Origin of the sequence: Vibrio sp. VGrn 2, assembly GCF_009361695.1 — a bacterium.
GTDB lineage: Bacteria > Pseudomonadota > Gammaproteobacteria > Enterobacterales > Vibrionaceae > Vibrio > Vibrio diabolicus.
Map to the genome: position 1 here is coordinate 215,437 of NZ_RBWD01000005.1, position 12,247 is coordinate 227,683.

A 12,247-nucleotide genomic window follows, 5' to 3' on the forward strand; every position below is an offset into this window, starting at 1 on the left:
GGTTAACCTCTAACAATCACGTTAAGTTGAGTATGTTCGCTTGCGTATTGCATTGCGTTTTCTAGCAGTTCTGGATTATTTAATGGTTTGTCAGAACACTCGTAAGGCATATCGAGCAAACGGTATTTATTGATGCCGAGGGTGTGATACGGCAACAAGTGGAGTTCTTGACAGCTTTCTAAAGAAGCAGCGAAGTCAATGATCGCTTTGAGCTCATCAATGGTGTCATTGAAGCCCGGCACAACCGGCACGCGAATAACAATACGTTTGGCAATTGGTGCCAATTTTCTAAAATTGTCTTTGATGCGTTTTAACGATCCCTTCGCCCAGCGGAGAAACTTTTCTTCGTCGGTGTGTTTAAGATCCGCTAACCAGCAATCGATATACGGCGCGACTTTTTCTACGTTTTTCCACGGAACATGCATGCACGACTCCACTGCCGTAGACACATGGTTTTGATGCAAACGTTCGGCAAGTTCTGCCACAAGACTTGGCTGCATCAGCGGCTCGCCACCAGAAAACGTCACGCCACCTTGGCTTTGATCGTAGAAAGGCTTGTCTTTCATCAACACTTCAAACAAGTCGTCCGATTTCGCCGCTTCTCCACATATGCTGAGCGCTTGTGTTGGACATACGTTTCGCAGCGCAATGATCTGCGCTTCGCTCATGGCTTTTCGATTGATGATGATTTGATCGTCAATGCGTCGGATACCATCGCTCGCCATGTCGCCGTTTACGGTTTGTTTATAAGCCGACACACAAAGCTGGCAGTCCGCTATACAACTGCGCTCATCAAACAGCAGAGAGTGCTTTTCACTGCGGCTTTCTGGGTTTTGGCACCAAGGGCAGGACAAACTGCATCCCTTCAGAAACAGAATGGTGCGAATACCATCACCATCGTGGGTCGAGAACCTCTGAATATTGAAATACATTGCTGTCCGCCTCTTGGTTTGCTCTTCTACTTTTCACGCTTTTCTTTTTCTGAAAGCTTCATTTGATAATGAAACATTGGCACTTAGCTTTCGATTTATGAAATTATTATAATTTCAATTGAAATTTCAATTGATCAAAATCAAGATCTCGGCGGATTGTCAGATCTATAGTGATCCCATCATCAAAACGAAGATTTTGTATAAGGTAGAACCCATGATCGAACTCTATTTAGATACTGCTGACGTGGCTGAAGTAAAACGCTTTAACCAATGCCTACCTCTGAAAGGGGTAACAACAAATCCAAGTATTTTGGCGAAATCAAAACAAGGCTTGAACCAAACCTTAGCTGGCATGCAAGAAGCGTTAGGGGGCACACCCCGTTTCCATGCTCAAGTGGTGAGCACAACTGTAGAAGGCATGGTGGAAGAAGCGCGCCAAATCCATGAATTACCTTATGATATGGTCGTCAAAGTGCCAGCAACCGAAACAGGCTTATCGGCAATTAAGTTAATGAAAAATGAGGGAATTCAAGTACTCGCCACTGCTATTTACTCTGCTCAGCAAGGTTTCCTTGCGGCATTGTGCGGCGCTGACTATCTTGCGCCTTATGTGAACCGTATTGATGCGATGAACGGAAACGGTGTAGAAGTGGTCGCAGACCTGCAATTGCTACTGGATCAAAACCAACTGCCTGCAAAAATTTTGGCAGCGAGTTTTAAGAATACCCAACAAGCGATGGAAGTGATGAAGTTAGGCATTGAAGCGATCACCTTGCCTGTCGATGTGGCCGCGCAGATGTTTTCTCATCCAGCAGTTCAGCCGGCTGTCGATCAATTTGATAAAGACTGGAAATCCGCGTTTGGCAACAAACTTTCATTTGAAAGTTAAGCATAAAATTATCGAAAGTCCCGTTCCTCCTCGATCGAGGGGCTTTTGATATGGGAATCTCTGAGAAAAAGTAACATTCGCGCAGGCAACTGTTTATAGATGCGGCTTACGAAGAGATTCCCACCCCACTAATCTCGCCTCAACCTTCACGCAAACTACTCTATTCGTAACATCACTACTGACGAACAACGCTCGTTCCACAAGCAAAAAATTTTGCTTCAAGCCGACAAACTCACAAGCACAACGCATCAATAACTCGGTAATTATTAATTTTATCTATTGGAAATGAACACTGTTCATTTATAATCAGCGAACCTAACGCAGTAACAAGGAATCCACTTCATGAAACGCATTGCGCTTCTCTTTGCCATATTTGCATTACTTTCTGGTTGTAGCAGCATGTCGCCAGAACAATGCCAAACCGCAGACTGGTATCGCGTCGGCTACCAAGATGGCCGCTCAGGCAACAACCCAAACATTTTGTACGAATACATTAAAGACTGTCGCGAAGCAGGCGTAACGCCAAATCACGTTGAGTGGCAAGACGGTTTTGATAAAGGCACCATTCTTTACTGTTCGCCAGACAATGGTTACACGGTGGGTGCAGAAGGAAAAACCTACTATGGCGTTTGCTCTAACGATCTTTTCCTTAAAAACTATCAGTTAGGCCATCAAGAATATCAGCGTCAACAACGCATTAACGCATTAGATGCGGAGATATCACGTCTTGATCATCAATTGGATGCAAATTTAGATAAAGACAACGCGAAGCGTATTAGAGAGAGAAGAAAACAACTGGCGCGTGAGCGTGCATCACTTATCTCGCCAGGAGCTAATTACTACTTTAACTTTTAGTCACGATGGGCTACAACGCTAGGGTCATAAAGCGGCTGTTTGGATCAGGTTGATAGTCGCCAAACGGCTCGCAGTGCGCGAAGCCATGTTTTTCATATAGGCGATGCGCGGGTTCAAAAAATGCCATCGACCCAGTTTCCAAACTTAGACGTTGTATCCCCTGATGTTTCGCTTGCTCAATCACGTGATTGAGTAAGCGGGATGCCACGCCCTGTTTTCTCGCCGATAACGTCGTACGCATCGATTTCAACTCTGCGTGACCATCTTCTAGTTGGCTCATTGCCACACATCCCAATAGCTGATCACCATCCCAACCCGTCCAAAACGTGATTGAAGGCAGCTTCAACTTGCTTACATCTAACGCATGCACGCTCTCTGGTGGCGATGTAGCGTACATGTCCTGTAAATGCTCTTCCAACAACGCAAGCACCTGCGGCCGTTCTAAATCGTCAATTTCAATTCTCATATTTCCATCCTTGGTGTTTTCCTAGTTAAAGCGGTTGTCTCATAATGTGCTGCGGTCCAACGGGGCCGCCGTGGTAAAGCTCATTGGTATCTTCAAACCCTGATTTTAAATAGCACTGATAAGCAGGTATGTTGCGGCAATTCACGGTGAGATAAAGCGCATCAAACTCGGGATAATGGCGTTTGGCGAAATCGGCAAACTGTTGAATGGCTTGCTTGGCGATGCCTTTGCCTTGATGACGGTGATCCACCAACAAAGCACGCACGCCTAAACTGTTTTTCGGGCAAAAATCGTATTTCTCGTTGTAAGCAGCATCAAATAGAAAAAAGCCAACCACGTCATCGTCCGCCAAAATCAGATGCGGAAGCTCTGTGGGTTCAAGACGTGTAAGCATTTCACCCACATCCGCGACCGTAAACTGCGATTGCTCTTCTAGCACGCTAAGTTCGCAAGTTTGTTCATGTCGCTCAGGCGAATACTTTTCAATGGTAATCATAATCTTCCTTGTTGTTTTTATGCTCAATTCATACAGGGTATGTCGTAAATAGAAATACCTAGTGTCGTATTTCCCACTCGCAGGCAAACGTTTAGCACTCTATTATCCTCGCCATTCGATAGAGAGGTTTCCATGTCCCGTTTTTTACTTTGTAGTTTTGCACTCGTTTTACTCTACCCTACTGCCATTGATTTGTATCTTGTTGGTTTGCCTCAAATTGCGTCAGATCTCAACGCCAGTGAATCTCAGTTGCATATTGCGTTTTCGATCTATTTAGCTGGAATGGCTACCACCATGTTATTCGCGGGGAAAATTGCAGACTCTGTGGGACGAAAACCTGTTGCCGTCGTCGGCGCGATGATCTTCGTGCTCGCGTCTTTTCTCGGCGGGATGGCTGAGCAACCAAACGCTTTCTTGATTGCTCGCTTTTGCCAAGGCATCGGAGCTGGATCTTGCTATGTCGTCGCGTTCGCGATTTTACGCGACACGTTAGACGATGAGCGCCGCGCGAAAGTATTGTCGATGCTCAATGGCATCACCTGTATCATCCCAGTGATCGCACCCGTGATTGGTCACTTGATTATGCTGAAATTTCCTTGGCCGAGTTTGTTTACCACAATGGCAGGAATGGGCATTCTCGTCAGTGTATTGGCCATTTTTGTTCTCAAGGAATCACTACCCAGCCAACAACGTGAAGAACAGACAGCGCCAGAGAGCCATCAAGAGACTTTCTTCGAGCGATTTTTTATCAGTAGGCTGATCATTACTGCACTTGGAGTGACCACCATTCTGACCTTTGTTAACGCTTCACCAATTGTCGTGATGAGCATGCTTGGTTTTGATCGCGGTGGCTATTCTTCCATCATGGCCGGGACTGCGACGATCAGTATGTTGATTTCGTTCTCGGCGCCATTGGCATTGGGGATTTTTAAGCAGCGAACCTTAATGATGACCTCTCAAGTATTGCTCGCTTGCGCAGCCATCGTGCTCAGTGCTGCCCATTTCCATGATGGACAATCTCATTACTATGTGTTCGGACTTGGGCTGATTTGCGCTGGCTTCGCTTGTGGCTTTGGCGTGGCCATGAGCCAAGCGCTCAGCCCATTCTCTCAACAAGCTGGCGTGGCGAGCTCACTACTGGGCATTGCTCAAGTTTGTAGTTCAGCGTTCTATATTTGGTTTATGGGTTTCATCGGCGTTAGTGCACTGAATATGTTGGTGTTTATCTTAGTGTTAGGTAGCGTAATCAGCCTTGCTCTAATACTATTGATTCCAAAGCCTGTTCACGATACTCATTATGAAGAAATCCCTAGCGCGACTTGATTTAAACTTACTGTTCACTCTGCAATTATTGCTGCAAGAGCAAAGCGTCTCGAAAGCCTCGAAAAAGCTGAACGTTACGCCCTCTACCGTAAGTAAGTCGCTCAACAAACTTCGTCATTGGTTCGATGATCCTTTGTTTGTCAAAACACCTAAAGGTCTTGCGCCAACGCCTTTGGCACAAAGCATGGAGCAAGACCTTGCAGAATGGCTGCAAATTGGCAGCCAGATTGCAGAAAAACGCAGCGATATTACGCCTAAAGGAGTGCGTTTTGATATCACGATTGAGTCGCCATTGGTGCTCACGGTGCTGGACAGACTCATCGTCGCTATCCACCAGCGATACCCTGAAGCGAAAGTAAAAACCAGTAACTGGGATTACGATTCACTCGACGCCATCATTCGAGGCGAGGCGGATATCGGTTTTACCGGCCGAGAAAGTCACCCGAGATCGAAAGAGTCGTTGGATCTTCTGCCGTATTTCTTGGATTTTGAGATTCTATTTTATGACCTGCCGATGGTGTATTTACATAAAGATCATCCGGCATTACAGCAAGAGTGGAATCTCGAGACCTTTCTGAACTACCAACACATCAATATTGTTTGGGAAAAAAGTGAAACTTGGGCGTTGGATGAAGTGTTAACGGAACTAGGGCTACAGCGCTCTATCGGGCTGACGATGTCCAACTTTGAGCAATCCCTTTTTATGGCAGCGCAGCCGACTCATGGCATGATCACCACCGCGCCGCACTATTGCAAAAGCTACACAGAAAAGCTGCATCTCGATTTGGTGTGCTTGCCAATTCCGTTAGACCAAACTCAACAAGACAAGTTACTGATTCCATTTACCATGATTTGGCATAAACGCAATGCGTACAATCCCAAATTGCTATGGTTGAAAAACACCATCAAGTCATTGTATGAACAACCATCCCTACCACAGTAACACTCAGGCTAAGGTCAGGTTTTCTTTGGTGATTTTTGATGGTTTTCTCGCTCTGACAGCTATAACTAATCACTTTATCAACTAATGAAAAAGGTCGTTTGACGCTACACTCAATCCATATTTCTGCGTTAAGGGCCAAGGATGTCGACCTTTTTACTCACTGCTATTACGATGCTGGCGTTCGCCGCCAATTCATTATTGTGCCGACTTGCATTGGCCGAAGGGTTAATTGATGCAAGAAGCTTCACTCTCGTCCGATTGATATCTGGCGCGATTACCTTAATCGCATTGCTTGTCGTGAGAGGTCAGTGGAAAGCCGATCGGCCAACTTCTCGCTTTCGCTTTTTTGCTGGCGTGGCGTTATTTGGTTATGCTGCCCTTTTTTCTTTCGCGTACTTACAACTGGCGACAGGAACTGGTGCTTTGCTTTTGTTTGGTGCCGTGCAACTTACATTACTGGCAATCTATTGGTGGCAAGGTGAGCGCTTTCAGTTTCTCGAAATCATCGGTATCGGCCTTTCGATTGTTGGCTTTGTTTGGTTAATGTTGCCATCAGCCACTCGCCCCGATATCAGTTCTGCACTTCTCATGTTGATTTCTGGCGTTTGTTGGGCTGCGTTTACTGCGCTCGGCAAACAAGCGCCTTCTCCAAGTAGTGGCATCACGTGGGGATTTATCGCTGCATCTATGATTGGCATACTGCTATCGCCATTGATGCTGTCCTCAATCCACCTCTCTTTGAGCGGAATCTTGCTCGCTATCACGTCTGGCGCCATTGCATCTGGCCTTGGGTATACGCTTTGGTATCAAGTCATGCGCAAGCTATCTTTACTTCAAGCCGCCGTCAGCCAACTTTCCGTGCCAGCCATTGCTTTGCTGTTAGGTACCGTCGTACTCCACGAGTCTCTTTCACTGCATACACTTTTAACCAGTGGCATCATTCTTGGCGGTATCGCTTTGGTTTTTTTATCTCGATCCAAAAAAACAAGCGAACAATCGGCAAGCCGATAAAAAATAATAACTTTCCCTCTCAAATACCCATTCATCATCTATGCTTTTTAAAGCAGCAAAGCTCATTGCAGATGGTACGAGTGGCCTGCTTTAGTATCAGGCGAAGGATATAAGGTGAGAATTGGCTCACACAACACGACGATTTTGTTTCAAAAGTGAGAATCGTCACAGATCGGGATTTTGCTCGTTTTAAGCGTTTCGTCAATAACGCCAAGGGCTAGCGCGAGATCGAGCCAAATACGCACTTTGTGTTTTGACAAAGGGTTTACAAAGCACACTTTTTCACCCGCTATATTCCGCCCCCCGAATTTATTCAGAACATGATTCTGATTATTCACATAAGAAATTCATCAACTTATAACAATAAGCCTGAGCAAACTTTGACACTATGAACGACAAAATAAAATTCGCTATTAAAGTATCGCTTAGCCTGACTCTGGCTTATCTAATCCCGTTTGCCATGGGTTGGCCGCAAGCATCGACGGCCGCAACCACAGTGATGCTGATTGCATCCACAAGCAGTCGTCGTGAATCCCTCGCCAAAGGTACCTTACGTGTGTTCGGTACGTTGGTTGGCGCCGTCGTTGGCTTGTTACTGGTGGGATTATTTGCTCAAGACCGCTTGCTGTACATGCTGAGCGTGTCGGTTGTGGTCTCTTTCATTTTTTACTTCCGTAATGCCTATCAAAAAGATCCAACGCTACTCATGCTGACCGGCGTCATGACGCTGATGATGTCCAATGGCGGTGACGCAGAAGGTGCGTTTCTTTATGGCGTTGACCGCGCTTATATGACGGTGTTTGGGGTGGTGGTTTACACACTCGTGGGGACTTTCTTATTCCCGACCAAAACAGAACAAAACCTAAGACAGCTCATCGAACAACTCAACCAAGCACAACGCGCGCTGTTCACCGCTATCTTGCAAAATTTCGAGCAAAAATCGGCAGGGCAAGTCTCTCCTCAAGAAGAGGGAGAAGAAAATCCAGAAGCTGAAGAGCCACAACCTAGCGTGGATTCTCTTATCGAACAGATGTTTGCCGCCCAAAATGCGCTCGAACAGCGTTTTGCCACAGTCAGTGTGGAATGCAGCGACGTGTCGGCCTACATGAAAGAGTGGCGCTTGGCAGTTCATTTGAACAAGCAAGTAACGCAACAATTGACCGTTGCGGCGCACAGCCACTTTAGCCACCAGCAAGACCGTGAAAGCATCAGCAACTTTGATCAAGCCGTTGCGGAAATTGACGCGCTATTTGATACCTGCCAACAAGTCTGGGACGAAAAAGAGCCCGCTTTTCGTGCTCAAGAGTTCAAAGTCGAATACAACCAGGCGTTGCTTGAAGACGCGGCGCACCTAGAGAAAGGCTCTGCGCTTATGCTGGGGCACCTCTTGGGGCTCATGCATCAACACTTGTCGCGTTTAGCGGAGAGCATTAGCTGCATTGACTCTGTGACGAACAATGTCTCCTTTGACGTGCCGCTGCCGAAACCGAAAGGCAAGTTTCTATGGTGGGACGCAGAAAACTTTAAAACCGCGGTCAAAACCTTTGTCACTTATTGGGTTGCAGGACTGATTTGGATTTATTTCAATCCACCAGGCGGCTATTCGTTCGTGATCTTCTCGACCATGTTTATGTCTTTGCTGTCGTTCGTACCTGTGCACCCGATTTTGTTGCTTGTGCTGTTCACTTTCGGCTTCTTGTTCGCGGTGCCTTCTTACGTCTTCATTCTTCCGCAATTGGATCTCGGGTTAGAACTTGGCCTGTTCATCTTTATCTACACCTTTATCGGCTTTTATCTGTTTAACGGGCCAGTGACGATTTTCTACATGGTGGGCTTGTTTGTTCTCGGTTTAGACAACAACATGTTCTATCACTTCGGGATCCTCATGACGATCATGCTGCTGTTCTACATGGTGGTGTTCATGATCATTTTCGCGCACTACTTCCCGTTTAGCTCACGACCAGAACACCTCTTTTTGACCATAAAAGAGCGCTATTTTAGGCACACTCGGGATCTGTTTGACTCCTATCAGAAGCAATCCAGCTCGATTATCACGCCGCTCAAACGGGCCTTGCACTTGGTGACGCTCAACGTTTCATCGAAAAAGCTCAAGGTGTGGGGTTCGAAAATCAACCACAAACACTTTGACAAAACCACGCCAGAAGCGATTGGCGCGTTTAGCAAAGCGTGTGATGTACTCAGTAGTCACATCAATATCTTAATGGCCGCCGAGAAAAAGTTGCTGACCAATCCGCTGATTACTCAACTTCGCCAACAACACCGCGATTCCATCATTCCTTTGATGGCGGGCGCTTTAGCCAGACATCAAGCAACACAAGAACTCGATTCCGTATTCGACCAATACAGTCAGGATTACCAATCATTCGAAGATAAACTGGAAGATTTTTTTAGTGAGTTAGATTTATCTGACTACGCTTATTCAGAGATAGCCGGTTTTTATATCTTGCTGAATTTAAAACGGAACGTGTTCGAAGCAATCAAGCATTGCAAGCAAACCTACGAGGATATCGATTGGGTGAACTTACAACAGAAGCGTTTTTAAAGGTGGGGATATGATGCTTCCAAAACTAACTAAACCAAGCCTCGCCATACTTTCTCTGCTCGGGCTCAGTGCGTGTACCACTGTCGGACCAGATTATGTTCATCCAAAGCAGGCGCCACTGCCAAGTGACTGGTCGGTGCAAAAAGCAGCCAAAGATACGCAGCAATCAGAGCAACAGCTACAACAATGGTGGCAGCAATTTAATGACTCAACTCTCAATCAACTGGTTGAGTTGGCAAGCAAACAAAACCTCGATTTAGAAGCCGCGGGACTGCGCATTGTCCAAGCTCGTTCATTGCTTGGCATTTCGACTGGCTTGCAATACCCGCAAGTTCAAACCGTGTCAGGAAATCTAGCGCGTGCCTACGTGAATGATCAGGGTGTAAACAACGCCGCTCTGTCGTTTGATGCTGCGTGGGAAATGGATATTTGGGGCAAGTATGCTCGCGGTATTGAGTCGGCAGAAGCCGGTTATTACGCATCCATCGCGTCGTATCACGACATAATGGTCACCATCACCGCCGAGGTGGCGCGTAACTACATTAACTATCGCACGTTCCAAGAGCGCATTTTGCTGTCTCGTCGCAACATCGAAATTCAAGAGCGTGTCGTCCGCATTACACAGGTGCAGTTCGACTCTGGCAACGTTACAGAATTGGACGTTCAGCAGGCGAAAAACCAACTCTATACTACCAAAGCGGCATTACCGAGTCTCGAAGTCGCGATGAAACAATCACGTACCGCGTTGGCGTTATTACTAGGTGCATTACCGGAAGAAGTAGACGAGCTGCTGCAATCAGATGGAATGCATAAGCAAATTGCTGACTACGAAAAACAGTTCAAATCGACAGGCAGAAAATCGGCGTTATCGGGCACCGACGAGCGCTCCATTGTGCCACGCCCACCGCTGTTGGATACCCAAGTGGACGCAAACTTAGTGATGCGACGTCCAGATTTGCAAGTCTCTGAGATGCAAGCTCGCGCGCAGAGTGCGCAAATTGGCGTGGCGGAAACCGCTCTGTACCCAAGCTTTTCGTTGTTCGGTTCTATCGGTATCGACAGTACGGTTCCCGATGGCAGCAGTTTCAGTTTTAGCGATTCGCTCACCATGGTGGTTGGCCCAACGTTCAGTTGGAACATTTTCCAATACGGGCGCGTGAAAAATAACATTCGTTTCGAAGATGCTCGCTTCCAAGAAACACTGACTAACTACAACAAAAAAGTGCTGCAAGCCGTGAACGAAGTGACCAATGCGATCGAAGCGTATGACCTGTATTTGCAGCAAAAAGATTTACGTCTGCAATCGGTCAACTCTTCCATTCGTGCATTCAACATCTCCATGACGCAGTACGAAAACGGCCAAATCTCTTTTGAACGTCTGCTCAACTCGGTAGAGAAAATGACCCGTGCAGAAGACAGCTACGCAACGATCAAAGGGAACGTCGCGAACCAAGTTGTAGCGCTCTACAAAGCCCTAGGTGGAGGCTGGCAAACCCAAACAGGCAAACCCTTCCTCAGTGAATCTATATCCAAGCAAATGACAGAACGTACTGACTGGGATGGTTATTTAAATGAAGAAAACCGCGTATTGCCGCCTTTGCGCCTCGAAACTCCGGATGAGACCAGTGATGAGAACAAAACGGAGGATCTCTAATGCCTCATGAACTCTCTTGGGGAGACATTTACTTTTCTCCCACGTTACTGGTGCTCTTTCTCGCCGTCACGGCAACGTGGATAACGGTGATGATATTGAACAAGACACGTTTGTCTCGCTTCATCGCTTTTCCGTCTCTGACATTTATTGCCATCATGGTCGGTTATGTGGTGGCCATCGACAGCTTTTATATTCAATTTTAGGTGCCAAACAAGATGAAAAAACTATTCGTAATCGCACTCAATCTTGTCATTCTTGGTGGCGCAGCTTGGCTCGGCTATCAAAAATTTGAAGAGTATTTTAATAACCCTTGGACACGCGACGGCCAAGTGCGCGCGAACGTCATCAAAGTAGCTCCTCGTGTATCAGGCCCAATTGTAAATGTCGCGGTGCAAGACAACCAAGAAGTGAAAACAGGCGATTTACTGTTTGAAATCGACCCTGCGACTTACGAAGTTGCTTTGTCTCAAGCCGAAGTGGCACTAGAACGCGTCATTGTTAGCTCTCGCGGTAAAAAAATCGAATACGACCGCCTTAAAGATATTCGCGCCAAAGACCGCGGCGCGGTTTCTCACAAGGATCTGATTCGTCGTGAAATCGCTTACGAAGAATCGCTACTGCAAATCAAATCTGCAGAAGAGCAATTAAAATCAGCGCGCCTTAACCTCAGCTTTACCAAAGTTTATGCGACCGTCGATGGTTTTGTGTCTAACCTCGATATTCGAAACGGTACGCAAGCGGTCGCAAACCAGCCACTGCTGGCGCTGATCGACAAGAACAGTTTCTGGGTGTTTGGTTTCTTCCGTGAAAACCAACTCGCGCAAATCGAACCGGGTAGCCAAGCACGTGTCACTTTGATGTCTCACCCAGACACGCCAATTGACGCAACGGTTGACTCTATCGGTTGGGGTATTGCGCCGAAAGACGGCACGGTCGGCTACAACCTTCTTCCAAACGTGAACCCTGTATTTCAGTGGATTCGCTTAGCACAACGTATTCCGGTGCGAATCTCAATCCAAGAACTTCCAGAAGATGTTGATCTTCGATTCGGGCTTTCTGCGTCCATCATGGTGATGAAAGATTCATCGGCAGAAAATGAACAGTAACTAAGTGAG

The 12,247-nt window shown here is 46.6% G+C and carries 12 protein-coding genes; 9 read left to right on the plus strand and 3 right to left on the minus strand.

The features are described 5' to 3' along the window. Positions 1-2: 2 nt before the first annotated feature. The gene (locus D8S93_RS11305) at positions 3-932 is read right to left on the minus strand and encodes a glycyl-radical enzyme activating protein (protein WP_152813210.1); all 930 of its coding nucleotides are present in this window, start codon (positions 930-932) and stop codon (positions 3-5) included. 214 nt (positions 933-1,146) lie between these two features. Between D8S93_RS11305 and D8S93_RS11310 the strand changes: the two genes are divergently transcribed. Together D8S93_RS11310 and D8S93_RS11315 are read left to right on the plus strand one after the other, a co-directional pair. Then, entirely contained in the window at positions 1,147-1,821 is a 675-nt protein-coding gene (locus D8S93_RS11310) for a fructose-6-phosphate aldolase (protein WP_152813212.1), read from the plus strand. A gap of 342 nt (positions 1,822-2,163) precedes the next feature. Beyond that, positions 2,164-2,676: a DUF2799 domain-containing protein gene (locus D8S93_RS11315; protein ID WP_152813214.1), complete on the plus strand. Its 513-nt coding sequence runs from the start codon at positions 2,164-2,166 to the stop codon at positions 2,674-2,676. Between the two features lie 10 nt (positions 2,677-2,686). Here D8S93_RS11315 and D8S93_RS11320 read toward each other — a convergent pair whose 3' ends face one another. Beyond that, positions 2,687-3,142 (minus strand): GNAT family N-acetyltransferase, encoded by a 456-nt coding sequence (locus tag D8S93_RS11320; protein ID WP_152813216.1) that lies wholly within the window; start codon positions 3,140-3,142, stop codon positions 2,687-2,689. A gap of 25 nt (positions 3,143-3,167) precedes the next feature. Further along, positions 3,168-3,638: a GNAT family N-acetyltransferase gene (locus D8S93_RS11325; protein WP_152813218.1), complete on the minus strand. Its 471-nt coding sequence runs from the start codon at positions 3,636-3,638 to the stop codon at positions 3,168-3,170. Between the two features lie 132 nt (positions 3,639-3,770). Here D8S93_RS11325 and D8S93_RS11330 point away from each other — a divergent pair, with 132 nt between their 5' ends. The 7 genes from D8S93_RS11330 (at position 3,771) to D8S93_RS11365 (ending at position 12,238) form a co-directional block, all read left to right on the plus strand. Further along, on the plus strand, positions 3,771-4,961 hold the full coding sequence (locus D8S93_RS11330) for an MFS transporter (protein ID WP_152813220.1): 1,191 nt from the start codon (positions 3,771-3,773) through the stop codon (positions 4,959-4,961). Then, positions 4,936-5,904: an HTH-type transcriptional regulator YidZ gene (yidZ, locus tag D8S93_RS11335; protein WP_152813222.1), complete on the plus strand. Its 969-nt coding sequence runs from the start codon at positions 4,936-4,938 to the stop codon at positions 5,902-5,904. The genes D8S93_RS11330 and yidZ overlap by 26 nt, the downstream gene beginning before the upstream one ends. A 141-nt stretch (positions 5,905-6,045) precedes the next feature. Next, positions 6,046-6,915 carry a DMT family transporter gene (locus D8S93_RS11340; RefSeq protein WP_152813224.1) on the plus strand — a complete coding sequence of 290 codons (870 nt, stop codon included), beginning with the start codon at positions 6,046-6,048 and terminating at the stop codon, positions 6,913-6,915. Positions 6,916-7,303: 388 nt separating this feature from the next. Continuing rightward, on the plus strand, positions 7,304-9,478 hold the full coding sequence (locus D8S93_RS11350; RefSeq protein ID WP_152813226.1) for an FUSC family protein: 2,175 nt from the start codon (positions 7,304-7,306) through the stop codon (positions 9,476-9,478). 10 nt (positions 9,479-9,488) lie between these two features. Then, positions 9,489-11,132 (plus strand): TolC family protein, encoded by a 1,644-nt coding sequence (locus D8S93_RS11355; protein WP_152813228.1) that lies wholly within the window; start codon positions 9,489-9,491, stop codon positions 11,130-11,132. Next, on the plus strand, positions 11,132-11,335 hold the full coding sequence (locus D8S93_RS11360; protein WP_005462724.1) for a DUF1656 domain-containing protein: 204 nt from the start codon (positions 11,132-11,134) through the stop codon (positions 11,333-11,335). The genes D8S93_RS11355 and D8S93_RS11360 overlap by 1 nt, the downstream gene beginning before the upstream one ends. 12 nt (positions 11,336-11,347) lie before the next feature. Continuing rightward, a complete protein-coding gene (locus D8S93_RS11365) occupies positions 11,348-12,238 on the plus strand; it encodes an HlyD family secretion protein (RefSeq protein ID WP_152813230.1) in 891 nt (296 codons plus the stop codon). Positions 12,239-12,247 lie beyond the last annotated feature (9 nt).